Source organism: Ancylobacter pratisalsi, assembly GCF_010669125.1.
Lineage (GTDB): Bacteria > Pseudomonadota > Alphaproteobacteria > Rhizobiales > Xanthobacteraceae > Ancylobacter > Ancylobacter pratisalsi.
In genome coordinates, this window is the sequence record NZ_CP048630.1 from 3,427,687 (window position 1) to 3,450,499 (window position 22,813).

Genomic DNA, 22,813 nt, shown 5'->3' on the forward strand with positions numbered 1-22,813 from the left:
TGTAATTGTCGTGAATATTGAAGAAGGGTCATACTTGCTGACTTAACACAGGGTGTCTGCGTGCTAGCGTACCTCCGCCAACGGACCCGATCGAGGTCCGAATTCGTCTAGGAGGAACCCCATGGCTATTTTCCGGCGCGGCCAGCGGCCCGCTGCGCTGCTGGCATCAACCATGCTTGCCAGTGCTTTCCTGATCTCGTCATCGCTCGCTCCGGCGTGGGCGCAGGCAACCGACAATCTCAAGAAGCTGTCCGACTTCAAGACCACTGGCGCCTCCATGGAAATGGAGACCGTGCCCCAGACCGGGCCGCGCGTGGACGCGTTCAACAAGACGCTTTCCGGCATCAAACTGCCGGATGGCTTCAAGATCGCGCTCTACGCCATCGTGCCCGATGCACGCGAGATGGCGGTCGGGCCAACGACCGGTGTCGTCTTTGTCGGGACCCGCAAGTCCAAGGTCTGGGCGGTAACCGATCGCGACAAGGACCGTGTCGCGGATGAGGTGAAGGTGTTCGCGCCTTCCGTCGAGTTCAAGCTGCCGAACGGCGTCTGCTTCTCCAAGGACGGATTCCTGTTCGTGGCGGAGCAGAACCGGGTGCTGCTCTTCCCCGCGGCGGAGTTCTTCTATGAGGGGCCGGACGTGGCCGCCGTGGAAGTGGTCAAGCAGGGCGAGCTGATTCCCGCGAGCGAGGAATCCTTCAACCACACCGCGCGCGTCTGCCGTATCGGGCCTGACAACCGGCTCTACATCACGGTCGGCCAGCCCTTCAACGTGTTCCCGCCGGAGAAATTCGATCTCTATAAGGAGCACGGCCTTGGCGGAATCCTGGCGATGGATCGCGATGGCAAGAACCGCGAAATCTATGCCTGGGGCATCCGCAACTCGGTCGGCATGGACTTCAATCCCAAGGACAAGACCCTGTGGTTCACCGACAATCAGGTCGATGGCATGGGTGACGACATCCCGCCGGGCGAACTGAACCGCGCCACCGGACCGGGTCTCAACTTCGGCTTCCCCTATTATGGTGGCGGCTCGGTGCGCACGACCGAGTACAAGGACCAGACACCGCCCGCCGACGTGGTGATGCCGCAGGTCGAGATGACGGCCCATGCGGCCGATCTGGGCATGACCTTCTACACCGGCAAGCAGTTCCCTGAGAAATATCGCGGCGGCATCTTCTCGGTGCAGCACGGTTCATGGAACCGCACCACGCCGGTCGGGGCGCGGGTGATGTTCACACCGGTCAACGAAGACGGCACCGCCGGCGAGGCCATGCCCTTCGCGGAAGGCTGGCTGACGGATAACGGCGAGTATCTGGGTCGTCCGGCATCTGTCATCCAGCTCAATGACGGCTCGCTGCTGGTCTCCGATGACACGTCCGGCGCGATCTACCGCATTTCCTACGGGGAATAACTGAAGCACCTCCCGCGGTCGGCAGCGCCGGCCGCGGGAACTCATTCGACGGCCGGGACCCATCATGAAATGGACTGACTGCATGCCGCTCCTCGCGGCATCGATAATCGTGTGCTCTCCGGCGATGGCGGGGGACGCCAAGGTCGGCAAGGCCAAGGCCTCCGTACAATGCGCCGTGTGCCATGGCCCGACAGGCATTGCCCAATATCCGGAGGCACCCAATCTGGCCGGGCAGGTCGAGATCTATCTGGTCAAGGCGCTGGGCGACTTTCGCTCCGGCGCGCGTACCAACGAGATGATGACGATCGTCTCCAAGAGCCTGAGCGACGACGACATCGCCAATCTGGCCGCGTGGTACGCGTCGATCCAGATCAGCGTTCAGCAACCCCAGTAAGTCGGCTTGAGCGGTGCTCGGCGAGGAGCGCGGCCAGCACCGCTTCGAGGCCGCGTTCGAGGCGTGCTGCCGAGAGCACGCCCGCATGCGGCAGGGGGATGTGGACGAAGACCGCTAGGCGATGCTGTCCCGTGCGCCGGGCCCAGCCATAGGCCGAAAAGGCGAGGGCGTTGCAGACATAGCGGCCGGCATCGCGTGAGACTCGTGCAGGCACGCCAGACTGCCGCAATGCGTGGAGCAGGGGCGCGGGTGAGGCTGCGCAGGCGTAGGTGTCCGCGCCGCCTTTGGCCAGTCGCCGCGCCGCGGGGCGGCGGCGGTTCGCGTCGGGAAACATGCCGGTTGCGTTTCGTCCGATGAGTTCGACACACACCTGCGGGCGCCGTGCCGCCAGCCCGATCATCAGCACGATGTCCGGATCGATTCGATCAAGCATCGAGGGGAAGCGGGCCGCCTCGTCCCAGCTCGTCGGCAGAACCCTGACGTCGAGGCGTGCGTCATGTACTCGCCGGCTGCGCGCCAGCTTGCGGGCGAAAAAGCCGGAAGGATTCGAGGGAGCGCCGGGAAATCGGCCGAAGCCGGTGATCAATATGCGCGGCTTTCCCGCGTCGGCCTCGCCTGTCGGGAGCCGCCGGCGCTCAGGCCTGTCCGGCATTAAGCCCGGCGCCGAGCGCCAGCGCGAGTGCACCCTGGAGCTCCGAGAGCTGGAAAGGCTTGGTCAGCATGGGACGGTCGCGCCATTCCTCAATGATGTCCCCATCCTGATAACCGGTTGAAAAAACGAACGGAATGCCGTGCCCCGTGGCGGCGCTGGCGACCGAATAGCAGCGCGTGCCGCCGAGATTGAGGTCCAGCATCACGATATCGATCTCGTGGTGGCGGGTGGCGATGAAGTCGAGCGCTTCGCCGACGCGCGCCTTCGACCCGATAACGGTGGCGCCGAGTTCCTCGACCATCGCCTCCATCATCATGGCGACGAGCGTTTCGTCTTCTACAATCAAGACTTTGCGCCCGGAAAGCGGGTTATCGGCCATGTCTTCCTTGTCGTCCCCACCGGATCGCGTCGCACCATGTCGGCGCGGCTGCGAATCCGTTTCCTGAGTGATTTTTGCCCTGCCGTCACTTTTGCCTCGCAATCCGGCTTTTTTGCGAGGTCAGAGACTGAGCAGGCCCGCGATTTTCGAAGCCCCCAAAGTCGGGGCGAGCGTGCCTTCCGCGACAGCGCTTTCAATGGCGGGAATATCCGCGCGCAGGGTGGCGTCGCTGCGAATGCGCTCGCGCAGGCGGTCATCGAACAGCGTCCACATCCATTTGACCTGCTGAGCGCTGCGCTTGGTCGCGAAGGCACCGGCGCCCTGCGCGCGCGCGATATGGAGCAGGACCTGCTGCCAAAGCTCCTCGATACCCTCACCGGTCAGACCGGAGTATGTGAGCACGGGTGTTGACCAGTGAGGCTCGCGTGTGCCGAGAACGTGCAGTGCGGCTCTGTAGTCGGCGGCCGCAGCCCGGGCCCGCGTCGCATTGGCACCGTCCGCCTTGTTGATGGCGACGATGTCGGCGATTTCGATGATGCCCTTCTTGATGCCCTGAAGCTCGTCACCGGCGCCGGGCAGCATCAGCACCAGGAAGGTGTCCGTCATGTCCGCCACGGCGGTCTCCGACTGCCCGACGCCGACGGTTTCGACGAGCACGACATCGTAGCCGGCGGCTTCGCACAGCAGCATGGTCTCGCGCGTGCGTGCGGCGACGCCGCCGAGCGTGCCGGCGGAGGGGGAGGGGCGGATGAAGGCGCGCTCATCCAGGGAGAGCCTCGCCATCCGGGTCTTGTCGCCGAGGATCGAACCGCCGGTCCGGGTCGAGGACGGGTCAACCGCCAGCACCGCCACGCGATGGCCCTGCGCGATGAGCTGCGTGCCGAGCGCATCGATCGTGGTCGACTTGCCCACGCCGGGTACGCCGGTGATGCCAACGCGCACCCCGCTGCCGGTGAAGGGCAGCAGTTCCTGCAGCAACTGCTCGGCGATTTTGCGGTGCTCGGGTTTGCGCGATTCCACCAGCGTGATCGCCCGCGCAAGCATGGCGCGACGGCCGGCGCGCACGCCGCTGGCGAGTTCTTCGAGAGCGGGAAGGAGAGGAGCTTGGATCAAAATCGGTGCCTGCGCGTTGTCAGGGCAATGCTAGCAGCGACCACCCGGCCTGACGAGGCGGGGCGTTTGTTCAAAAAGGAGACATCCAATGAACTGGGATCGCATTGAAGGCAACTGGAAGCAGGTCAAGGGTCAGCTGCAGCAGCAGTGGGGCAAGCTGACCGATGACGACCTCGACCGCATGCACGGCAAGCGCGAGGAACTTGAAGGCGTCCTTCAGGAGCGCTACGGGCTGGCCAAGGACGAGGCCAACAAGCAGATCGACAACTGGAGCCGCCAGTTCAAGATGTGACCGGCGCCACCGTGGACGATGGAGCCCCCGCCCTATAGCGGGGGCGAAGTCGTTTCTAGCTGGTCTTTTCAGGCGTGGGCGAAGTCCCAGTAGAGTTCGCGCGCCCGGCGAAATACCGGACCCGGCTGGAGGTCTCGATCTTCGATGCGGGTAATCGGCGCCACTTTGGAATAATTGCCGGTCGTGAAAAGCTCGTCCGCCTGACGGAAATCGTCCCAGCGCAGCGAGGTCTCGACGACCTCGATGCCGGCGGCCCGCATCAGCTTGATGGAACGGGTGCGGGTGATGCCCGCGAGGAACGTGCCGTTCGCCGCAGGGGTGAGGGCGACGCCATCCTTCACCATGAAGACATTGGCGGTGGCGAGTTCCGCCACATTGCCCAGCATGTCGCAAAGCGCGGCGTTGTCGAAGCCGCGGCGGTGGCATTCCACCAGCGCGCGGGCGTTATTGGGGTAGAGCGCGCCGGCCTTTGCGTCGGTCACCGCGCATTCAACCGTTGGCCGCCGGAATGGCGAGAGCGTGATCGAGGTGCCGTGTGAGGGCTGGGGCATCGCCGCCTCATAGAGGCTGAGGCACCAGCGGGTTGATTCCGCATCGGCATCCACCGTGCGCGCGCCGGGATATTCCGCCCAGTACATCGGGCGGATATAGAGCGCGGCATCTGCCGGGAAGCGCTTCAGCCCCTCTTCTGTCAGCGCCATCCACTCTTCCACCGACACGGCGGGCTTCAGCCCCATCGCCACCGCCGAGCGGTTGATCCGGGCGCAGTGAAGGTCGAGGTCGGGCGTGACGCCCTCAAAGGCGCGCGCGCCATCAAACACCGATGTCCCGAGCCAGGAGGCGTGAGTGCGCACGCCCATGATCGGAACATTGCCTTCGTGCCAGGCGCCATCGAGATAGGTCCAGGTCGGGGACCAGCGGTGGGTCATCGGATGTTCCTTTTCTGGACCGGGATATCGTGGCCGGGTCGGCGGAGCATGGCCCTTGGTTTTCGACCTCTCCCACCCACGGGGCAACCCGATTTAGGTCTAGTCCCGAGGGTCGGCCGGCTTACCCGGCCAGCGCCGCGAGGATGCGCACCCAGCTCCGGATTCCCTTGTGGAACGAGGTCAGGTCGTATTTCTCGTTCGGCGAGTGGATGCGGTCGTCGTCGAGCGAAAAGCCGACGAGCAGCGTGTCCTGCCCGAGCGCCTTCTTGAACGCGCCCACAACCGGGATCGAGCCACCCTCGCCGATGGTGACCGGGGGCCTGCCCCATTCCGCCGCCAGGGCTTCCGCGGCCTTGCCAAGGTCGGGATTGTCGTGGGCCACGGCGACGGCGGGCGAGCCTTCACCGCCAAGAAATTCAACCGAGCAGTCCGCGGGAATGCGCGAGCGCACAAAGGCTCGCACCGCGTCGCGCACATGGACGGGGTCCTGGTTCGCCACCAGGCGACAGGAGATCTTGGCGGTGGCGATGGCGGGTATCACCGTCTTCGAGCCCTCGCCGATATAGCCACCCCACATCCCGTTGACCTCGAAGGTGGGGCGCGATGAAATCATCTCGACGAGCGAGCGGTCCTGCTCGCCGATCGGCTGGGCAAGGCCGACGGGGCCGAGGAAGTTCTCGGGCGTCAGGTCGAGATCGGCCCACGATGCCTTCATGTAGTCCGGCGGCTCGATCACCCCGTCATAGAAGCCGGGAATGGTGATCGCGCCGTCCGTGCCGTGGACCTCGGCGAGGATCTTGGCGAGGACATGCAGCGGGTTTGCCGCCGCGCCGCCGTAATAGCCCGAATGCAGGTCGCGGTCGGCGCAGCGCACGACAATCTCATCATGCATCAGCCCGCGCAGCGACAGGATGATGGCCGGGGTCTGCGGGTCCCACATGCCGGTGTCGCAGACCAGGGCCAGATCGGCCTTCAGCTCGTCCTTGTGGGCATCGATGAACGGCCCGATATTGGCCGAACCGCTCTCTTCCTCGCCTTCAACCATGACGGTGACGTCGATCGGCAGCTTGCCGGTGACCTTGACGAAGGCACGGCAGGCCTCGACGAAGGTCATGACCTGGCCCTTGTCGTCGGCGGAGCCGCGCGCGACGATGCGCTTCACGCCCTCTTCGTTCTCGACGATGCATGGCTCGAACGGCGCGCTTTGCCACAGGTCGAGCGGGTCGACGGGCTGCACATCGTAATGGCCGTAGAACATCACCCGCCGCGAGGCGCCGGTTTCCGAGCGCCCGGTGACGATGGGGTGCCCGGGCGTGTCGTTGAGCTTCGCCGTGAAGCCGAGCCCGGCGAGGTCGTCCACCAGCCACTGGCCCGCGCGCCGGCACTCGGACGCATAGGCGCTGTCGGTGGAAATGGAAGGGATGCGCAGGAACGCGAAGAGGCGCTCCAGGCTGGCATCGAGATCGGCGTCGACGGCGGCGAGAACCCGGTCGAGATCGGACATGGCGGTATCAACTCACTTGTAACGGTTCACTTCCGGCGCTTGCCGGAGCCGGGGCCGGTGAAGTCATCGAAGATCTGGGCGAAATCGTTGGAATCATTGGAGGCGGCGGAAGCGCTGCCGGAGCTTTTGGCGCGTGTCGGCGTTGAGGAGACCGCGCGCGTGGACCGGGCGCGGCCGCCGAGCACGTTGCGCAATATCGCCTTGGTCGCCTGGTTGACCACCTCGCGGGTGACCTGGCGCGCGACCTGCTCGCCGATCGACATCCGCCCGCGCGTGCGGGTGCCGAGCAGGCCGCCCAGTACGCCGTCGAGCCAGCTTCCACCGGAGGCGGCTCCTGCCTCTGTGGGCTTGGGCGCGGCGGGCGCCTCCGGTGCCGCCTCGGGAGCGGTTTCCTCGGCGCGCTTGGCGAGCATTTCATACGCGGATTCGCGGTCGACGGTCGTGTCGTAGAGTTTGCTGACCGGGCTGCGCTGCATGCTGAGCTTGCGCATTTCCGGATCGATCGGCCCGACGCGCGCGGAGGGCGGGCAGATCAAGGTGCGCTCGACCATGGACGGGGTTCCGTTGCCCTCCAGCATCGAGACCAGCGCCACGCCCTTGCCCAGCTCGGTGATGACCTGTGCGGTGTCGAGCTTGGGATTGGGCCGGAAGGTGTCGGCGGCGGCCTTCACCGCCTTCTGGTCGCGAGGGGTGAAGGCGCGCAGCGCGTGCTGCACCCGGTTGCCCAGCTGCGAGAGCACGGTTTCGGGCACGTCGAGCGGGTTCTGGGTGACGAAATAGACGCCGACCCCCTTGGAACGGATGAGGCGAACCACCTGCTCGATCTTCTGCAGCAGCGCCCTGGGCGCGTCGTCGAACAGCAGGTGGGCCTCGTCGAAGAAGAACACCACCTTCGGCTTGTCGGGGTCACCGACCTCGGGAAGCTCCTCGAACAGTTCCGACAACAGCCACAGCAGGAAGGAGGCGTAGAGCTGGGGCGAGCCCATCAGCTTGTCGGCGGCCAGGAGCGAAATGGTGCCGTAGCCCGAGCGCGGATCGACGCGCATCAGGTCCTTGATGTCGAGCGCGGGCTCGCCGAAGAACTTGTCCGCGCCCTGGTTTTCCAGCACCAGCAGAGCGCGCTGGATGGCGCCGACGGTGGCGGGTGAGACGTTGCCATAGGTGGTGGTGAGCTTTGCCGCGTTCTCCGCCGTGAAGGCCAGCATGGCGCGCAGGTCCTTCAGGTCCAGCAGCAGCAGGCCCTGCTCGTCGGCGATGCGGAATACGACGTTGAGCACGCCTTCCTGCACGTCGTTGAGGTTCATCAGCCGGGCCAGAAGCAGCGGGCCCATTTCCGAGACCGTGGCGCGCACGGGATGGCCCTGCTCGCCGAACAGGTCCCAGAAGATCACCGGGAACTCGTCGGGAATGTAGTCGGCACCGATCTCGGCGCAGCGCTTGACGATCCAGTCCTGGCCCTCGCCGGGCATGGCGACGCCGGACAGGTCGCCCTTGATGTCGGCGGCGAAGACCGGCACGCCGGCCCGCGAGAAGCCTTCCGCCAGCGTCTGCAGCGTCACCGTCTTGCCGGTGCCGGTGGCACCTGTGGCGAGGCCGTGGCGGTTGGCGAGCTTGAGCGTGAGATATTCGGGCTTCTCGCTCTTGCCGACGAAAATCTTGCCCTCAACCTCTACGGACATGGCCGTCTCCCCGGGAGCGAACTGAGGCACCCTTTAGAGCGCAGGCGAGGGGCGTTCGGCAAGCGGCCTTGCATCGTCCAATGGTGCGATGTGACAGGGGCGGGGCGAATTCGCCGCGCGCCAATCCTTCTCTTCGCGCCGCCTACGTGCCGTCCACCACTTGCCTTCCGCGCGGTGGCGGGCGATTGGGAACACAATGACTGCAACGCCGGAAACGCCATGACGTCTCTCACGCCGCCGACCAGACGCCTTCTCGACGCGCGCGGACGCCGGCTCGATTATGCCGGGCGCACGCTGGTGATGGGGATCCTCAACGTCACCCCGGATTCGTTTTCCGATGGCGGGCGCAGCACCGCGCTGGCGGATGCCGTGGCCAATGCCGAGCGCATGGTCGGTGAGGGCGCCGACATCATCGACATTGGCGGGGAATCGACCCGGCCGGGCCACACCCCGGTGCCGGCCGAAGAGGAGATCGCGCGGGTGCTGCCGGCCCTCGACGCGCTGGCTCACGTCTCGGTACCGATCTCCATCGACACGCAGAAGGCTGTTGTCGCCGAGGCGGCGCTGAAGCACGGCGCGGCGATCGTGAACGACATCTGGGGACTGATGGGCGACCCCGACATGGCGCGTGTCACCGCCGCCCATGATGCCGGGCTGGTGGCCATGCACAACCGCGCCAGCGTTGATGGGTCAGTCGATATCGTGGCGGACATGCTGGCCTTTTTCGAGCAGGCGCTGGAGCGTGCCGCGCGCGCGGGCATCCGTCCCGAGCGCATCAGCCTCGATCCGGGCATCGGTTTCGGCAAGACCTTCGAGCAGAACCTCAAGGCGCTGGCCTCGCTGGGCGAGATCGGCAAGCTCGGCTTCCCGATCCTGCTCGGCACCTCACGCAAATCGCTGATTGGCAAGGTGATCGAGGCGACGCCCGCCGAGCGGCTGCCGGGAACGATCGCCTCCAACGTGATCGGCATCATGGCCGGCTGCGCGATCATCCGCGTGCACGATGTCGCGGCCCATGTGCAGGCCGCGCGGGTGACGGAGGCTATTCTGCGTGCCCAGTAAAACCCCGCCGCCCGACTTCTTCATCCGCCGTCCGCGCCCGGTCGAGAAGCGCGTGGCCTATCTCTGCCTCGGCTCGAATCTCGGCGATCGCGCCGGCACCATGGCGAAAGCCGTGGGGTTGATCGCGCGCTCGGGGCTGAGGATCGTCGCGCGGTCCTCGCTCTACGAGACGCCGCCCTGGGGACCGGTGCCGCAGGGCCCTTATCTGAACATGGTGGTCGCGGTGGAGACCGAACTCTCGGCACGCGAGCTGCTCAACATGCTGCTCGGCGTCGAGCATGCGTTCGGGCGCGACCGTACCCGCGAGGTGCGTTTCGGGCCACGTACCATCGACATCGACATATTGCTGTTCGGCGATGATGTGATCGCCGAACCGGACCTTGAGATTCCTCATCCGCGGATGATGCAGCGCGCCTTCGCCCTAATCCCGCTGGCGGAGCTCGCGCCCGACCTGGTGGTGCAGGGTGTGCCGGTGCGCCAGGCTCTGGGCGAGCTGGACCGCACCGGCATCGTGAAAGTCGAGCCCTCATCCGCGAGCGAGGGCTGAAGGCTCCCGAAGGAGCCGTCCCCGCAGGGGCTCCCGCTCAGCGGCAGACCTCGACGTCGCGGTAATAGGGACGGCCCCAGCGGTTGTAGAAGGTCTGGGTCTGGGTCAAGCAACGCGGGCGGCGGTAGTTGTAGACCGGGCCGTAATAGCCGGGACCGGCGGCAGGCACGTAGCCGGGGCCATAACCACCCCGACCATAGCCCGGGCCATAGGCCGGCGGGGGCGGCGGCGGGGCGTAGTAGTTGTTGTTGGCGGCTGCGGCCGCGAGGCCGCCGACGACCAGACCGCCAACAACCCCCGCGGCGATGGCTGCGCCGGTGTTGTTGCCGGCCTGCGAGGGGGTCGGCAGGCTGGTGGCGAGAGCGACGGCCGCGAGCGCGAGCGCGGCGATCTTGGCAGGCTTGGCAAAATGAAACATGGCGTCCTCGTCTTGTCCTGGCACTCGCTGGCGGCCGATGTGACCGTCGATAGAGGCGACACTAGAATCCCCTGCCCGAACCCAGTCTGAACCGGCTGTTGCAAAAGGTTCATTAAGCTGAACGCATTCATTGGGGCATGTTCATCCCCCGTTCATCGCCGCCGGGGCGGCAGCATCGCGTTGAGGAGCCTGATCTTGCCCGACTATGACAACGAAGGGCTGGTGGCCGCCTGGGTATTCGACGGCATGGGGCGGGCACAGCGGATCGGCTGGAAGGAGATCCGGCAGGGGCCGATGCCGGGCGCCGGGTTCCAGTGGGTGCATTTCCAACAGCTCGACCGCGGCCAGGGAGACAAGGAGAGCTGGCTTACCCATGAGAGCGGCATCGATCCCGCGATCGCCGATTCCATGGTCGCCGCCGAGACACGTCCGCGCTGCTCGCTGTTCGAGCATGGCGCGTTTCTCAATCTGCGCGGCATCAACCTCATGCCTTATTCGCTGCCCGACGAGATGCACTCGATCCGGTTCTGGGTGGAACCGAACCGCGTGGTTTCGGTGCGCCAGCGCTCGCTTTCGGCGGTGGCCGATTTCGAGGACGCACTGGCGCGCGGACGCGCGCCGCACACCCCCGGCGAGTTCATCGCCGACCTGTCGATGCGCCTCGTCGACCGCATGGACACGGTGATCACGGCGCTGGCCGAGGATGCCGACGAACTTGAGGAACTGGTGCTGAACGCGACGCTGTCAAACCTCAGCGCCAAGGTTTCCGAGGTGCGGCGCGTGGCGATCCTGCTGCGCCGCTACATCGCCCCACAGCGCGAGGCGTTGAACCACTTCTCGCTGGAAGATGCCGAATGGCTTTCCCAGCGCGACCGCAACCGGCTGCGAGAGGCGGCCGACCGGGTGACACGATTCGCCGAGGAACTGGATTCGGTGCGTGACCGCGCCGCCGTGATCTACGACCAGATGGTGGAACGCCGCGCCGAGCAGATGAACCGCTCCATGCTGATCCTCGCCGTGGTGACGGTGGTTTTCGCCCCGTTGACGCTGGCCACGGGTCTCATGGGCATGAATGTCGGCGGCATTCCCGGCAGCGACGACCCTTCCGGTTTCTGGACTGTCACCCTGCTGGCGACGGCTGCGGGGTTGGCCATGGCGGCCGTGCTGTTCCGCTGGGCGCGCTGGATCTGACGCGTCAATCGGCGCGGGTGTATGGTGGCGCTCAGCCGCCGGGTACGCCAGCCAGGGAGGACGCGGAGATGAAGCCGGGACAGAAGGCGTTTGCCGTGCCGAGCATGGCCAACGCGCGCATTTCCGCTGCACGTCTTGCTTTGGGTGCGGCCATTGGGGCGGCCGCGCTCGCGGTCGCCGGCGGGCAGAAGGCCCGTGCCTACGAATACACCGGCGTTTTTCCGGGCGGCGACTGCGCCGCCATGGCCGAGAAGATACCGCCCTCGAAGCTCTGGTACGGCCATTTCACCGGCCAGCGCGAATGGGGGGTGAACCTCAACAAGATCCAGACGCGCACCGTCTCCGGCTGCTTCACGAACAAAGCCACCTGCGAGAACTGGCTCTACCAGTGGCGCTCCGCCTACCAGTATAATTTCTGGGCCGACTATTGCGTGCTCAGCAACCAGCCGAGGCCGCGCCGCCCCTATGCGGGCTGAGCCGAGGGGAACGGCCACGCGCACATGAAAAAAAGCCGCCCGCACCCGGAGGTGCGGACGGCTTCTCATGGAACGCAAGGCGCGTCAGACGGCCTTGGAATAAAGCTCGGCGACGTATTCCCAGTTCACCAGGCTGTCGACGAAGGCCTTGAGATAGTCCGGGCGACGATTGCGGTAGTCGATGTAGTAGGAGTGTTCCCACACGTCGCAGCCCAGGATCGGGGTGGCGCCGTGGACCAACGGGTTTTCGCCGTTCGGGGTCTTCATGACGACGATCTTGCCGTCCTTGACCGCGAGCCAGTTCCAGCCCGAGCCGAACTGGGTGACGCCGGCCTGGATGAAGTCTTCCTTCATCTTCTCGACCGAGCCGAGATCCTCGACGATCTTCTTTTCGAGTTCGCCGGGGATGGCGCCGCCGCCATTGGGCTTCATCCACTTCCAGAAATGGATGTGGTTGAAGTGCTGGCCGGCATTGTTGAACAGGCCGGCATTCTTGCCGTAGGAGCCCTTGACGATCTCCTCCAGCGTCTTGCCCTCGAACTCGGTACCCTTCAGCAGATTGTTGCCGTTGGTCACGTAAGCCTGATGGTGCTTGTCGTGGTGGTACTCGAGCGTCTCGCGCGACATGAAGGGATTGAGCGCGTCGTAGGAATAGGGAAGCTCGGGAAGCGTGAAGGACATTGAAGCTGTCTCCGCAAATTGAAACTCGACCATGCCGCGTCGCGGCGCTCCCGCACGGGTGCCGAAACACCGCGAGAGTTAGGCGATGATTTAGATAGGGCTGTAACCGACGGCGGACAACCAAAAGCATCGTGTGCGCTGCAATTCTTCCTCGCAGCACCGGCCGGGCGGGGTCGATACCCCGAGCATCGCTTCACTAAAGGTCGTTGCACGCATGCGGTCTTCCCGCGCGACGCTTTCGCAATAGCTGTGCTGGACGTAATGTCACATAGAAGAAGGGCCGATGGCGAATCGGTCCGACGGAGTTTCTACATGGGTGCAATTCTCATTGGCATCGGGATTGCGATTGCCGTTCTCGGTGTCCTTCTGGGCACAATTGGCTTCGGGTCGTCCGAGACAACTTCCGGCGCGGCGCTGATGACCGCCGGAAGCATCGGCTTTGTCGGCGGTATGCTGCTGCTCGGGCTCGGCTTCATTCACCGGGCGCTGGTGGACATTGGCAACAAGCTCGACGGGGTCGTGCACTTCGAACCCGACGAGGATGACATTCACGTCGCCGCGTCCGAGCATGGACATGCCGGCGCCTTGCCGATCCACGCTGAGCCTTTCGAACCGGCGTTCGCGCCGCCGGTCGAGGAGGCGCCCCGCGCAGAGCCGCCGGCCTTCTCGCCGCCGCCGGAGCCCGAACCCGCCGCACCGGTCCGCCCCGCCGCCGAAGAACGCGCCGCGGACGCCGGACGGGGGCTGCCCTCCTGGTTCCGCCGCAAGCGCGAGGCCGAGCCTGTCGCCGAGGAGCCGAGCGAGCCCGCCAGCCCTGAACCGCTGCCGCCGCCTCCCTTGTCGCCCCCGCCGATGGCGCCTTCTCGCGAGCCGGCTTTTGACGAGCCGCGTCTGGAGCCGCTGCGGCCCGACCTTGCGCGCCGCGAGCCGCCGGCCTTCCTGCGCGAGAGCCGCGAGCGCCCGACGTCGGGAAGTTTCTCCGGCGACGATTTCGTCCCCCGTTTCGGCGAGCCGCGCCCGTCAGCCCCCGCGCCGACGCCGCAGGCTCCGACGGTTTCGACCCCTGCCGTCTCGGCGCCTGCCGTTTCCGCGCCCATGGCTCCGTCGCCATCCGTGCCAATGAGCGAACCGCGTCCCCCCAGACTGCGCGACGAGACGATCCCCGACCCCGGCGAGCCGCCGGCTTTCCTTCGGGAATCGGACCTGCTGGGAGATGTCGAGGAAGAGATCGTCGAGCCGTCCATCACCGTGCTGAAGGCCGGAACGATCGGGGGCATGGCCTACAAGCTGTATTCCGACGGTTCGATCGAGGCGGACCTGCCGGATGGAACGCTACGCTTTGCGTCGCTCCAGGAACTGCGCGACCACGTCGCCAGCAGCGCGGCCGCACGCGGGGAAGGCTGACCGACCCTCTCCGCGCCATGCGGGCAGACAGACAGTGCCGCGACATTCGGGAGCCGAATGTCGCGGCACGTGCGTTTTCAGGGCAGGCAGAAGCCGGCCGGTGTCAGAACGATGCGGCCGGACGTGGCTCTCTGGGGCTAAAGCGCGCCCGCCACGCTGAGGGCGAAGGCATAGACCATCGCGGTCTCTTCCAGCCGGTCGAACCGTCCCGCCGCACCGCCGTGGCCCGCATCCATGTTGGTGCGCAGCAGCAGCGGGTTGGTGTCGGTCTTGGCCGTACGCAGCTTGGCCACCCATTTCGCCGGTTCCCAATAGGTCACGCGCGGATCGGTGAGACCGGCGAGGGCGAACAGCGCGGGGTAGTCCTTCGCGGCGACATTGTCGTAGGGCGAGTAGGCCCGAATGGTGGCGAATGCCTGCGGATCGGTGATCGGGTTTCCCCATTCCGGCCATTCCGGCGGCGTCAGCGGGAGCGTGTCGTCCAGCATCGTGTTCAGCACGTCGACGAAGGGGACCTCCGCCACGATGCCGGCGAAAAGCTCGGGGCGCATGTTCGCGACCGCTCCCATCAACATACCGCCCGCCGAGCCGCCATGGGCGATGATGCGATCCGGCGCGGCCACGCGCTCGGCGACGAGATGCTCGGCGGCGGCGATGAAGTCGGTGAAGCTGTTGGTCTTCTTCGCCAGCTTGCCCTCGCGATACCAGCGCCACCCCTTCTCGGTGCCGCCGCGGATATGGGCGATCGCATAGACAAAGCCGCGATCCACCAGCGACAGACGTGATGTGGAGAAGTTGGCCGGAATTGAAATGCCGTAGGCGCCATAGCCGTAAAGCAGACAGGGGGCGGTGCCATCCAGCGGGGTGTCGGCCGCGAACAGCAGGGAAATGGGAATCAGCTCACCATCCGGCGCGGGTGCCATGAGGCGGCGGGTCACATAGCGCTTGGGATCGTGGCCGGACGGCACTTCCTGACGCTTGCGCAGCACACGGGCGCGGCTCGCCATGTCGTAGTCCCACACCTCGGAAGGGGTGGTCATGGACGAATAAGAGAAGCGGATCTCGGTCTTGTCGAAGCCGTAGCCGGGATCGAAGCCCAGCGAATAGGCCTCTTCCGCAAAGCCGATGGGGTGTTCGGCGCCATCGGTGAGGCTGCGCACGATGATACGCGGAACCCCATCCTCCCGCTCGAGCCGCACCAGATGGTTACGAAACACGCTGACCGAGAGGATGAGCCTGCCTGCCCTGTAGGGTACGATCTCGTGCCAGTTCGCCCGCCCCGGCGCCGCGAGCGGGGTCGCGACGATCTTGAAATCCTCGGCCCCGTCGGCATTGGTTTCGATGATCAGGCTCTCGACGCCGTCGAGCGCGGGGTGATGCTCGACACCATAACGCAATCCCGGCGAACGCGGCTCGACACGCCTGGGTGGCGTGAGAGGGGCGGCGAGGTCGATGAGCCAGACCTCGCTGGTGTCGTGGTCGCCGCAGGAGATCAGCCCGAACCTTCCCGACTGCGTGCGTCCGAGCGAGACGAAGAAGCCCTTGTCCGGCTCCTCGTAGATCAGCGTGTCCTCGGCGGGATCGGTGCCGAGCCTGTGGCGATAGACGAAGCTGGGACGATGCTCGGCGTCCCGGCGCACGTAATGCAGAAAGGCGCCGTCCGCGCTCCACAGCACGTCGCCGGTGGTCTCTTCGATGGTGTCGGGACGGTCCTCGCCGGTCGCGATGTCGCGCACGCGCAGCGTGTAATATTCGGAACCCGCCTCGTCGGCTGTCCAGGCATACAGCGCGTGATCGGGCGACTGGTGGGCGTCGCCGAACTGGAAATAGGCCTTGCCGTCGGCGAGGGCGTCGCCGTCGAGCAGTATGGTCTCGCCCGCAATGGCGCCGGCCGGGCGCCGACAGATCAGCGGGTGCTGCCCGCCCTCGCGAAAGCGGGTGAAGTAGGCGAACGGGCCGTCCGTCGCCGGCACGGATGAATCATCTTCCTTGATCCGCGCCCGCATCTCCCTGACGAGGCGCTTGCGCAGGTCGGTATGAGGGGCGAGCCACGTGTCCGCCGCCGCGTTTTCGGCCTCAAGCCAGGCGCGGATATCGGGGGCGAGCACGGCGGGGTCGCGCATGACATCGCGCCAGTTCTCGGCGCGAAGCCAGGCATGGGGGTCGGTCAGCGTCTGGCCATGGAACGTGCGGACCAGCGGGGCATGCGGGACGGCGGTGGTGTGGTGATTCACGAAGCGGTCCCACGTGCTGGGGTGGTGTCTGCGGCGGGCGCGTCAGCCTGGAAGCTGAGGGCGACCCCGTTTATGCAATAGCGCATGCCGGTGGGACGCGGGCCATCCGGGAAGACGTGGCCGAGATGCGCGTCGCAGGTGGCGCAGCGCACTTCGACACGGCGCATGCCGTAGGAGGTGTCGTGGTGTTCCACAATCGCGTCCGGCGACACCGGGCGGAAGAAGCTGGGCCAGCCGGTGCCTGATTCAAACTTGGCGTCGGAGCGGAACAGGGGTGTATCGCAGCAGACGCAGCTGTAGACGCCGGGCACCTTCTGCGCGAGATGCGGACCGCTGAAGGCGCATTCCGTGCCGTGTCCCCGGGTAACGCGGTATTGCTCCGGCGTGAGCTGTGCGCGCCATTCGGCGTCCGTCTTCACCACTTTGGGACGGCGAGATCCTTCATTCATGGCTTTTTCCTTGCGTTTTCAGCGTCGAGATAGGCGCGCTCGGGCGCGCCTGCAAGCCTTGAACGGTTTCACGAAGCTGTGGCTGCTACTGATCTGCCTCCACAACGACACGATTTCAGCTTGCCTTTTTCGACCGGTGTATAGGGGCGTACCTTGGCAGAACACAGACAAGATGGTTTTTGTTACGAAAAATCTTGCGATGGATACGCAGTAAGTCTATTTAGCATGTTATATCCGCTTGCCGAGTGAAGTACGTTATCTGATAGCGTATTGGGAAGCGCTCCAGCGGTTGCCTGCCGCGCCCGCAATGTGGCGCTCCCCTTTTTGTATGTCATGTGAAGATTGGCCCATGAGCGACACCACGGATGCCGAGAACTATATCGAGCTCGCTGCCGATATTGTCTCCGCCTATGTAAGCAACAATGCTGTCCTGACGAATGATTTGCCGATGCTGATCGGCGATGTGCATTCCGCTCTGCAGCGGCTCGGCAAGGGAGAAGCCGAGCCGGTCGTCGAGCCGCTTCGTCCGGCGGTGCCGGTGAAGAAGTCGATCGCGCCCGATTACATCGTGTGCCTTGAAGACGGAAAGAAATTCAAGTCGCTCAAGCGTCATCTGCGCACGCAGTATGATCTGACGCCCGAGCAGTATCGCGAGAAGTGGGGCCTGCCCCTGGACTATCCCATGGTCGCTCCGAACTACGCCGCCGCGCGTTCCGCCCTGGCCAAGCAGATGGGTCTGGGCCAGCAGCGTCGGCGCACGCCTCGGCGTTGATCCGGACCTGACGGGTTCCATCCTATTGAAGGGCGTCGCGATGTTCGCGGCGCCTTTTTCATTTTCCACCCGTGATTTCGCGCATCAGCCGACTGATTGCCGCGTGGCGCAGCGGATCATAGCCAACGCCGCGCCGCGCGGCACCGCGCTCGGCACGCAGCATGTTGCGTAGCCGCGAGCGCCTTTCCTCCACGGTGTTTCCGAGAAACGGCCGCAAGGCGTCGCTTCGCATGGCGATGGCCGTCGCCGGTTCGTGCGTGCGTTGGGCGCGAATGCGTTGACGAGAACGGCTGGGCGTCATGTCCGACCTCATGCGTGGGTTCACCATGGGCCGGATTATTGGAGAGGTATCGCGGGGTGCGGATATAATTCCTAGAACGATTTCCCTCGGGAGGCCGTCCAGGCCACCGAAGTTCATGAAATCAAATATGGTTGTGTTTATGTTGAACGCAACCAAAGAGTGTGTAGGGATTGAATTCCTATTTTGGGGAATTCAGGCATGGACACTCAGACACTTCCCACAGCTCCCGAACTCTGCCGTCTCGCCGCGCGGCTGGTTGCCGATGAGGCGGGCGTGCCCTTCCACGCGGTGCTGAATCGGTGCCGCCTCAGTCACGCTGTCTCGACCACCCGGGCGCTCGCGATGTATCTGGCCCATGTGGGCCTTGGCCTCTCGATGAGCGCGGTGGCGCGCGGCTTCGGGCGCCACCGCTCCACCGTGGCGCATGCTTGCCGGCGGATGGAGGAGTATCGGGAAACGCCCGGCTGGGATCTCAAGATGGCGGCTCTGGAGAACAGGATCAGCCAGACGCTCGCCGGGGAGGTGCTCCATGTCGCGTGAACGCCGATTGGGCCTTCAGAGCGTTGAGCTCTGTGGCGAAACGCTCGACGTGGTGGTGGACCTCGACGAAAGTCCGCTCGCCTGGCTGGCAAGCCGGCGCGGGCGCGACGGGCGTGCGCTGATCGCGCCGGTGCAGCTTCTCGCCGGTGAAAGGCTACGGGGCGATTTCACCCGCGCGCAGATGATGCCGCGCCTCACCGCCGACTGGAGCGCCATGCCCCGCAGTGCGCGGGGCAGCCAGGGGCCGGGGCTCGCCCTGTCCGAGGCGATCCTGGCATCCAAGCAGCGTCTGGCACGGGCGATGGACGCGGTGGGGCCGGAGTTCTCAGGACTGCTGATGGATGTGTGCTGTTTCCTGAAAGGGATGGAGCAGGTCGAGCGTGAGCGCGGCTGGCCGGCGCGCACCGCCAAGGTCGTGCTGGCGCTGGGGCTGGACCGGCTGGCACGGCACTATGGGCTGTCGGGACAGGCTGAAGGGCCGCGGCACGGCCCAATCCGGGCTTTCCGCACCCAGCCGGAGGGCGGAGCCGGCTAGGGCGCCGACAGGATGGCACGCGCATCCGAGCGGATGCGCTCGACCATCGAGCGCAGTCCATTGGAGCGCTGCGGCGTGAGATGGTCTTTCAGTCCGATGCGCTCGAATACGGGGGTCGGGTCGGTGGCGGCGATCTCCGCCACCGGGCGGCCGGAATACAGCGCCAGCAAGATCGCGACGAGGCCGCGTACGATATGGGCGTCGGAATCGCCGACGAAATCGAGATGCGTTCCGTCGACCGCCTTGGTGGGGTGGCTGATGAGCCAGACCTGGCTGGCACAGCCCTGCACCTTGGTATCCTCGGTGCGCTCGTCTTCCGGGAAGGGGGGAAGCTTGCGCCCGAGCTCTATGAGATAGCGGTAACGGTCGTCCCAATTATCGAGAAATTCGAAATCCTCGATGATCGAATCGATCGTCAGTGCCGACACCGGCGAGGTCGTCGCGTTCTGCGAAGTCATCATGAGCGCCTTTCATCGCGCATATAGGGGCGAGGGCCCCCGCGGCGCAATGGCAAGGGCCTCAGGCCGGCCGCTTCGGCGGGCGCGGTACGCTGGTCGAGGCTGGGGGCGCGTCCGCGGGCTGGAGCGTGGGCGAGGAAATCGAGCCGGTCGACGCGGCGTCTAACATGGGACGCTTGGGCCCCTGCCATTCCGGCGCCAGATCATGCGTCGTCAGGGTGTCCCCGGCGGGAGATCCCATGGCGCGGGCGGCGGCCCGGCGCTTCTGCTCTGAAATCTGCTCGGAAATATAGGAGAGCGCGTAGCGCGCGCCGGCCTCGGCCCGCTGGCCGATCATATCAAAGATCTGGGCGCCGATCGCGCAGGCTTGCGGCTGGCGTCCGCAGAAGCCGCCCGCATCCGCCATTGCCGATGTCGCCGCCGACAGCGCGTCCACCGCATCGACCTTCGCCGTGCCGGCCTGCTGGGCGCCATCATGCGAGGGGCCGCCCGGAATGCCGGGAAGCAGCAGGAAGACAAGGGTCAGCCAGAATCCAATACGCAATAGAAAGAACATAACGTGCCTCGCCACCTTGGCTTGTGCCTCCGTAGGGGCAACATAGAGCCAAGGGGTTGCTCAACCCGCCAAAGGATGGCGCGAATTCCGCGCAATGTGGAAAGCCGATGTTAAGCAAGGTGAGCGCTTTAGTGATCGCTTAAGCGTGGCGTGGCACAGTTTCCCCATGACGCCGGAAGGCGTCGCGTTGAGTCCCGGTTGATCTTATGCCCCGATCCTATGCCAGCGATCTCCTGGTGGATGATATCGATCTCGACGGCGAGCGCGCCGCGGGCCGGCCCTATCGTTCCGGCCGTCGCCGTTCCGACGTCTTCATGATCGTGATGGCCGCCGCCGCGAGCGCGGCCGTCTTGTTCAACGCGCTGGCCATGCAGGACGGCAGGCGTTCCGGTGGCGCGCCAGCCCCGCTCGCCGCTCCGGCCGAGCTGCGGGAAGGGGCCAGCGCACCCGCCACCTCGGCGGCCACACCCCGGCCGATCGCGGCGCCTTCGCCAGCCTCCACGTCCGCGCCGGTCGAGGTAACACCTCCCGCGGCTCCAACGCCTCTGGCGCCAGCCATGCCGCTGCCGCCCACGAAGCCGGCCGCGCCGCCCCCGCGTGCGGTGGCCGCGCCTCAACCCAGTCTTCCCGCGCCGACGGCCTTGACGCCCGAGCCTGCCTCGCCCGCGTCCAGCCCCCGCCCACCGGCCGAGATCGCCGTCTCGCCGCGCGTGATGGAGATCCAGAAGGCACTGGCTCGTCTGGGCTATGGACCCATCCATATCGACGGTCGTGTTGGTGAGGCGACGCAGGAGGCGATCGAGCGATTCGAACGTGACCGCCGCCTCCCGGTAACGGGCCAGATTTCCGACCGGCTGGTGCGTGAGCTCAACGCGGTTGCCGGGTTCTCCATCCAATAGGTCCGGTGATGCGGCTCAAAAGTGCCATATGGGTCTCGGCGCTGCTGCGCCGGTGCACCGTGGAGGGGGCGTTTGCCGCCGTGCGCCGGCGCGGCTCGGAAGAGGCAGGGGCAATCTTCGTCAAGGTTGCGACGCTTGACGGACGGGCCGCGCTCTATGGTCCCGCGCCACCCTCAATGGATGCCGAGCGGGACGGGCGCTACTTCGCGGTGCTGGTGCCGTCGGAGGCGCCGGAAATGGATGTCGAGGAGCGGATGAGCAAGGAAATCCGCTTCGATCCGGACCTCTGGTTCGTGGAGATCGAGGACCGTGCCGGCCGCCATTTTCTGGATCTGGCCGCCAGCTGAGGCTCCTGGGCCGTTCAGCCCGGGCGGCGCGATTCCGTGAGTTCGGCGGCAGGCTGGGGAGCGGGGCGCGGCTGGGCAAAGCTGCGCATGGATGGTGTGTCCTCGGCTTTCTCGCGCGCGGCACGCCGGCCGCTACGCCAGGACGCGACGAGGTGCTGGGCGCCGGCAGCTGTCAGCGAATCGAACATGTCGGCCAGCCGGGTCATCTCGGCGGCCGAGCGCCCAGCCACCGGGTGCAGCCGGAACAGCACCCGCGACAGCACCGCGAACGAAAGCCCAAGCGCCCGCGCGGCGACCGCGAGGGCCTGTCCGCTCGGGTCGTCGACGATACGGGCCGCGTTCTCCGACGTCACGCCGAGCGCCTTTTCCACAAGCGCGCTGACCTGCGCCGGCGTGCCGTTTCGTGCCGCCTCCAGCAGGGCTTCGGTCATTTCCTCGCCGGCCGGCGCGACGCGCTCGGCCATCGGCAGAGGGGGCACGGTGACCAACCGGGCGATGATGAAAGTCCGATCTTCCGGACTGGCGGCGAGATAGTCGGCCCTTGCAAGGGTCGAACTGGGAGTTGCGATGGCGTATTCGGCCGGCTGAGGTGGCGCGGTTTCCGCCGTCGGCTGGTCGCGCTCTGACTCCGCAGAGGTGGGCGTCGGTGAGGCTGGCGCTAAGTCTTCGGGTGTCGCGCCGTCCACGTCGCGCGGCGCGGCCGGTGTGGTCGCAGATGCGTCACCGCGGGCGGGCTCTGAAGGTTCCGCGACGACTGCAGCAATCGCAGGAACCTGGGGGGCAATTTCGATATCGGCCGCAATATGGGTTTCGATCTCCTCCGCCGGAGTGTCTTCCACGACGACCTCTTCTCCGGAAGTCTGCTCTTCGGTGGGCTTGTCTTCGGCCGGCGGGGCTTCGCTGGTGCGATGGACCAGATCCGCCAGCTTCTTGGCGAGCGCGGGAGAGACCTCGCGCCGCGCGGTGATCGCGGCGGCGTGGGAGGCGGGGAGTTCCTCGGCGAGGGCGGCCAAGGTCTTGTCGTCGAGCACCGGCGAAAGGCGCAGCACGGGACCGGCAAGCGCAAGAGGCCCTTGCGCGAGATGCAGCGCGAGCGCGCGGGGAAGGTCCGGACGCGGCGCCAGGGCGCGCATCAGACGGGCGGCGACGGGAGTATCAATGGAGTCAACCAGCCGGATGGCGAGTTGGGCGAAACGGGCCTGCTCGAACTCGTCATGACCCGGCTGGTCAAGATAGAGCTCGACCAGCAGCCGCAACATATCCGGGCGCGTGTCGTCGTGCCGGCGACGCGCTTCCTCGATCAGTGATTTGAGGCCGGAGCCGGACGTGGGAGGCATGAGGCAGACAGGTTTGAGAGAACGCCGAGCCTCGCTCGGGGATTCGCGAATCCAAGCTAGGCGTTGAACGTTAGCAAGCCGTTAACCATGACGGGCTGTTACTTGTCGGGGCCCGGTCGATTTTTCAGGAGGGTGAAATGGGCTCCGTGGTTGCTTTTCCGCCGTTCCGGTCGTCGGGCGAGGCCCGGCCCGCCCGCGCGACGCCAGATCGCCCGGGCGAGGTGATTATTCTTCCCGTGGTCCAGTTGCT

The 22,813-nt window shown here is 66.0% G+C and carries 27 protein-coding genes; 13 read left to right on the forward strand and 14 right to left on the reverse strand.

Features of this window, described 5'->3' with window-relative positions:
• The first annotated feature begins 121 nt into the window (after positions 1–121).
• Together G3A50_RS16080 and G3A50_RS16085 are read left to right on the forward strand one after the other, a co-directional pair.
• Entirely contained in the window at positions 122–1,414 is a 1,293-nt protein-coding gene (locus G3A50_RS16080) for a PQQ-dependent sugar dehydrogenase (protein WP_163076204.1), read from the forward strand.
• Between the two features lie 64 nt (positions 1,415–1,478).
• Positions 1,479–1,808: a c-type cytochrome gene (locus G3A50_RS16085; RefSeq protein WP_246251767.1), complete on the forward strand. Its 330-nt coding sequence runs from the start codon at positions 1,479–1,481 to the stop codon at positions 1,806–1,808.
• Here G3A50_RS16085 and G3A50_RS16090 read toward each other — a convergent pair.
• From G3A50_RS16090 to meaB, 3 genes are read right to left on the reverse strand one after another with little or no spacing between them, the layout of a single operon-like run.
• Positions 1,786–2,460, reverse strand: coding sequence for a pyroglutamyl-peptidase I (locus G3A50_RS16090; protein ID WP_163076205.1), 675 nt, complete (start codon positions 2,458–2,460; stop codon positions 1,786–1,788). The genes G3A50_RS16085 and G3A50_RS16090 overlap by 23 nt on opposite strands.
• The gene (locus G3A50_RS16095) at positions 2,444–2,941 is read right to left on the reverse strand and encodes a response regulator (RefSeq protein WP_246251770.1); all 498 of its coding nucleotides are present in this window, start codon (positions 2,939–2,941) and stop codon (positions 2,444–2,446) included. The genes G3A50_RS16090 and G3A50_RS16095 overlap by 17 nt, the downstream gene beginning before the upstream one ends.
• Positions 2,942–2,959: 18 nt before the next feature.
• Positions 2,960–3,949 carry a methylmalonyl Co-A mutase-associated GTPase MeaB gene (meaB, locus tag G3A50_RS16100; protein WP_163077728.1) on the reverse strand — a complete coding sequence of 330 codons (990 nt, stop codon included), beginning with the start codon at positions 3,947–3,949 and terminating at the stop codon, positions 2,960–2,962.
• A gap of 91 nt (positions 3,950–4,040) precedes the next feature.
• Here meaB and G3A50_RS16105 point away from each other — a divergent pair, with 91 nt between their 5' ends.
• Positions 4,041–4,244 carry a CsbD family protein gene (locus G3A50_RS16105; protein ID WP_163076206.1) on the forward strand — a complete coding sequence of 68 codons (204 nt, stop codon included), beginning with the start codon at positions 4,041–4,043 and terminating at the stop codon, positions 4,242–4,244.
• Positions 4,245–4,312: 68 nt separating this feature from the next.
• On the opposite strand, the gene G3A50_RS16110 is transcribed toward G3A50_RS16105, so the two are convergent.
• The 3 genes from G3A50_RS16110 to G3A50_RS16120 form a co-directional block, all read right to left on the reverse strand.
• Positions 4,313–5,173 carry a branched-chain amino acid aminotransferase gene (locus tag G3A50_RS16110; protein WP_163076207.1) on the reverse strand — a complete coding sequence of 287 codons (861 nt, stop codon included), beginning with the start codon at positions 5,171–5,173 and terminating at the stop codon, positions 4,313–4,315.
• 121 nt (positions 5,174–5,294) lie between these two features.
• Positions 5,295–6,677 carry a M20/M25/M40 family metallo-hydrolase gene (locus tag G3A50_RS16115; RefSeq protein ID WP_163076208.1) on the reverse strand — a complete coding sequence of 461 codons (1,383 nt, stop codon included), beginning with the start codon at positions 6,675–6,677 and terminating at the stop codon, positions 5,295–5,297.
• Positions 6,678–6,703: 26 nt separating this feature from the next.
• Positions 6,704–8,356: a helicase HerA-like domain-containing protein gene (locus G3A50_RS16120; protein WP_163076209.1), complete on the reverse strand. Its 1,653-nt coding sequence runs from the start codon at positions 8,354–8,356 to the stop codon at positions 6,704–6,706.
• A gap of 219 nt (positions 8,357–8,575) precedes the next feature.
• On the opposite strand from G3A50_RS16120, the gene folP reads away from it, so the two are divergent.
• Positions 8,576–9,418 carry a dihydropteroate synthase gene (folP, locus tag G3A50_RS16125; protein ID WP_163076210.1) on the forward strand — a complete coding sequence of 281 codons (843 nt, stop codon included), beginning with the start codon at positions 8,576–8,578 and terminating at the stop codon, positions 9,416–9,418.
• Positions 9,408–9,965: a 2-amino-4-hydroxy-6-hydroxymethyldihydropteridine diphosphokinase gene (gene folK, locus G3A50_RS16130; RefSeq protein ID WP_163076211.1), complete on the forward strand. Its 558-nt coding sequence runs from the start codon at positions 9,408–9,410 to the stop codon at positions 9,963–9,965. The genes folP and folK overlap by 11 nt, the downstream gene beginning before the upstream one ends.
• A 37-nt stretch (positions 9,966–10,002) precedes the next feature.
• On the opposite strand, the gene G3A50_RS16135 is transcribed toward folK, so the two are convergent.
• Positions 10,003–10,383, reverse strand: coding sequence for a hypothetical protein (locus tag G3A50_RS16135; RefSeq protein ID WP_163076212.1), 381 nt, complete (start codon positions 10,381–10,383; stop codon positions 10,003–10,005).
• Between the two features lie 195 nt (positions 10,384–10,578).
• Between G3A50_RS16135 and G3A50_RS16140 the strand changes: the two genes are divergently transcribed.
• Together G3A50_RS16140 and G3A50_RS16145 are read left to right on the forward strand one after the other, a co-directional pair.
• The gene (locus G3A50_RS16140) at positions 10,579–11,574 is read left to right on the forward strand and encodes a zinc transporter ZntB (protein ID WP_163076213.1); all 996 of its coding nucleotides are present in this window, start codon (positions 10,579–10,581) and stop codon (positions 11,572–11,574) included.
• Between the two features lie 68 nt (positions 11,575–11,642).
• Complete coding sequence (locus G3A50_RS16145; RefSeq protein WP_246251774.1) at positions 11,643–12,050, forward strand: hypothetical protein; 408 nt, start codon at positions 11,643–11,645, stop codon at positions 12,048–12,050.
• 84 nt (positions 12,051–12,134) lie between these two features.
• Here G3A50_RS16145 and G3A50_RS16150 read toward each other — a convergent pair whose 3' ends face one another.
• Complete coding sequence (locus tag G3A50_RS16150) at positions 12,135–12,731, reverse strand: superoxide dismutase (RefSeq protein ID WP_163076214.1); 597 nt, start codon at positions 12,729–12,731, stop codon at positions 12,135–12,137.
• Between the two features lie 312 nt (positions 12,732–13,043).
• Here G3A50_RS16150 and G3A50_RS16155 point away from each other — a divergent pair, with 312 nt between their 5' ends.
• Entirely contained in the window at positions 13,044–14,135 is a 1,092-nt protein-coding gene (locus tag G3A50_RS16155) for a hypothetical protein (RefSeq protein ID WP_163076215.1), read from the forward strand.
• A gap of 137 nt (positions 14,136–14,272) precedes the next feature.
• On the opposite strand, the gene G3A50_RS16160 is transcribed toward G3A50_RS16155, so the two are convergent.
• Both G3A50_RS16160 and msrB read right to left on the reverse strand, forming a co-directional pair.
• Positions 14,273–16,369 (reverse strand): S9 family peptidase, encoded by a 2,097-nt coding sequence (locus G3A50_RS16160; protein WP_163076216.1) that lies wholly within the window; start codon positions 16,367–16,369, stop codon positions 14,273–14,275.
• Positions 16,366–16,818 carry a peptide-methionine (R)-S-oxide reductase MsrB gene (msrB, locus tag G3A50_RS16165; protein WP_163076217.1) on the reverse strand — a complete coding sequence of 151 codons (453 nt, stop codon included), beginning with the start codon at positions 16,816–16,818 and terminating at the stop codon, positions 16,366–16,368. The genes G3A50_RS16160 and msrB overlap by 4 nt, the downstream gene beginning before the upstream one ends.
• A 349-nt stretch (positions 16,819–17,167) precedes the next feature.
• On the opposite strand from msrB, the gene G3A50_RS16170 reads away from it, so the two are divergent.
• Positions 17,168–17,590, forward strand: a complete 423-nt coding sequence (locus tag G3A50_RS16170) for a Ros/MucR family transcriptional regulator (RefSeq protein ID WP_163076218.1) — start codon at positions 17,168–17,170, stop codon at positions 17,588–17,590.
• Positions 17,591–17,648: 58 nt separating this feature from the next.
• Here G3A50_RS16170 and G3A50_RS16175 read toward each other — a convergent pair whose 3' ends face one another.
• Positions 17,649–17,891: a hypothetical protein gene (locus tag G3A50_RS16175; RefSeq protein WP_246251777.1), complete on the reverse strand. Its 243-nt coding sequence runs from the start codon at positions 17,889–17,891 to the stop codon at positions 17,649–17,651.
• 198 nt (positions 17,892–18,089) lie between these two features.
• Here G3A50_RS16175 and G3A50_RS16180 point away from each other — a divergent pair, with 198 nt between their 5' ends.
• Both G3A50_RS16180 and G3A50_RS16185 read left to right on the forward strand, forming a co-directional pair.
• Entirely contained in the window at positions 18,090–18,431 is a 342-nt protein-coding gene (locus tag G3A50_RS16180; RefSeq protein WP_163076219.1) for a helix-turn-helix domain-containing protein, read from the forward strand.
• Positions 18,421–18,966, forward strand: coding sequence for a DUF6456 domain-containing protein (locus tag G3A50_RS16185; protein WP_163076220.1), 546 nt, complete (start codon positions 18,421–18,423; stop codon positions 18,964–18,966). The genes G3A50_RS16180 and G3A50_RS16185 overlap by 11 nt, the downstream gene beginning before the upstream one ends.
• Here G3A50_RS16185 and G3A50_RS16190 read toward each other — a convergent pair.
• Positions 18,963–19,427, reverse strand: a complete 465-nt coding sequence (locus G3A50_RS16190) for a SufE family protein (RefSeq protein WP_246251779.1) — start codon at positions 19,425–19,427, stop codon at positions 18,963–18,965. The genes G3A50_RS16185 and G3A50_RS16190 overlap by 4 nt on opposite strands.
• Before the next feature lie 58 nt (positions 19,428–19,485).
• On the reverse strand, positions 19,486–19,980 hold the full coding sequence (locus tag G3A50_RS16195; RefSeq protein ID WP_163076221.1) for a DUF5330 domain-containing protein: 495 nt from the start codon (positions 19,978–19,980) through the stop codon (positions 19,486–19,488).
• A 206-nt stretch (positions 19,981–20,186) separates the two neighbouring features.
• Here G3A50_RS16195 and G3A50_RS16200 point away from each other — a divergent pair, with 206 nt between their 5' ends.
• On the forward strand, positions 20,187–20,879 hold the full coding sequence (locus G3A50_RS16200; protein ID WP_163076222.1) for a peptidoglycan-binding domain-containing protein: 693 nt from the start codon (positions 20,187–20,189) through the stop codon (positions 20,877–20,879).
• Between the two features lie 8 nt (positions 20,880–20,887).
• Positions 20,888–21,226, forward strand: coding sequence for a DUF1491 family protein (locus G3A50_RS16205; RefSeq protein WP_163076223.1), 339 nt, complete (start codon positions 20,888–20,890; stop codon positions 21,224–21,226).
• Positions 21,227–21,240: 14 nt separating this feature from the next.
• On the opposite strand, the gene G3A50_RS16210 is transcribed toward G3A50_RS16205, so the two are convergent.
• Positions 21,241–22,563 carry a DUF2336 domain-containing protein gene (locus tag G3A50_RS16210; protein ID WP_246251782.1) on the reverse strand — a complete coding sequence of 441 codons (1,323 nt, stop codon included), beginning with the start codon at positions 22,561–22,563 and terminating at the stop codon, positions 21,241–21,243.
• Between the last annotated feature and the right edge of the window lie 250 nt (positions 22,564–22,813).

Excerpts from the sequence above, each read along its gene's own strand:
- msrB (WP_163076217.1), bottom strand. The coding sequence starts at position 16,818 with ATGAATGAAGGATCTCGCCGTCCCAAAGTGGTGAAGACGGACGCCGAA.
- G3A50_RS16150 (WP_163076214.1), bottom strand. The coding sequence starts at position 12,731 with ATGTCCTTCACGCTTCCCGAGCTTCCCTATTCCTACGACGCGCTCAAT.
- G3A50_RS16085 (WP_246251767.1), top strand. The coding sequence starts at position 1,479 with ATGAAATGGACTGACTGCATGCCGCTCCTCGCGGCATCGATAATCGTG.
- G3A50_RS16105 (WP_163076206.1), top strand. The coding sequence starts at position 4,041 with ATGAACTGGGATCGCATTGAAGGCAACTGGAAGCAGGTCAAGGGTCAG.
- G3A50_RS16090 (WP_163076205.1), bottom strand. The coding sequence starts at position 2,460 with ATGCCGGACAGGCCTGAGCGCCGGCGGCTCCCGACAGGCGAGGCCGAC.
- G3A50_RS16080 (WP_163076204.1), top strand. The coding sequence starts at position 122 with ATGGCTATTTTCCGGCGCGGCCAGCGGCCCGCTGCGCTGCTGGCATCA.
- G3A50_RS16185 (WP_163076220.1), top strand. The coding sequence starts at position 18,421 with ATGTCGCGTGAACGCCGATTGGGCCTTCAGAGCGTTGAGCTCTGTGGC.
- G3A50_RS16205 (WP_163076223.1), top strand. The coding sequence starts at position 20,888 with ATGCGGCTCAAAAGTGCCATATGGGTCTCGGCGCTGCTGCGCCGGTGC.
- G3A50_RS16135 (WP_163076212.1), bottom strand. The coding sequence starts at position 10,383 with ATGTTTCATTTTGCCAAGCCTGCCAAGATCGCCGCGCTCGCGCTCGCG.
- G3A50_RS16115 (WP_163076208.1), bottom strand. The coding sequence starts at position 6,677 with ATGTCCGATCTCGACCGGGTTCTCGCCGCCGTCGACGCCGATCTCGAT.
- G3A50_RS16155 (WP_163076215.1), top strand. The coding sequence starts at position 13,044 with ATGGGTGCAATTCTCATTGGCATCGGGATTGCGATTGCCGTTCTCGGT.
- G3A50_RS16210 (WP_246251782.1), bottom strand. The coding sequence starts at position 22,563 with ATGCCTCCCACGTCCGGCTCCGGCCTCAAATCACTGATCGAGGAAGCG.
- G3A50_RS16145 (WP_246251774.1), top strand. The coding sequence starts at position 11,643 with ATGAAGCCGGGACAGAAGGCGTTTGCCGTGCCGAGCATGGCCAACGCG.
- G3A50_RS16180 (WP_163076219.1), top strand. The coding sequence starts at position 18,090 with ATGGACACTCAGACACTTCCCACAGCTCCCGAACTCTGCCGTCTCGCC.
- G3A50_RS16200 (WP_163076222.1), top strand. The coding sequence starts at position 20,187 with ATGCCCCGATCCTATGCCAGCGATCTCCTGGTGGATGATATCGATCTC.
- folP (WP_163076210.1), top strand. The coding sequence starts at position 8,576 with ATGACGTCTCTCACGCCGCCGACCAGACGCCTTCTCGACGCGCGCGGA.
- G3A50_RS16190 (WP_246251779.1), bottom strand. The coding sequence starts at position 19,427 with ATGATGACTTCGCAGAACGCGACGACCTCGCCGGTGTCGGCACTGACG.
- G3A50_RS16195 (WP_163076221.1), bottom strand. The coding sequence starts at position 19,980 with ATGTTCTTTCTATTGCGTATTGGATTCTGGCTGACCCTTGTCTTCCTG.
- G3A50_RS16110 (WP_163076207.1), bottom strand. The coding sequence starts at position 5,173 with ATGACCCACCGCTGGTCCCCGACCTGGACCTATCTCGATGGCGCCTGG.
- G3A50_RS16120 (WP_163076209.1), bottom strand. The coding sequence starts at position 8,356 with ATGTCCGTAGAGGTTGAGGGCAAGATTTTCGTCGGCAAGAGCGAGAAG.
- G3A50_RS16175 (WP_246251777.1), bottom strand. The coding sequence starts at position 17,891 with ATGACGCCCAGCCGTTCTCGTCAACGCATTCGCGCCCAACGCACGCAC.
- G3A50_RS16170 (WP_163076218.1), top strand. The coding sequence starts at position 17,168 with ATGAGCGACACCACGGATGCCGAGAACTATATCGAGCTCGCTGCCGAT.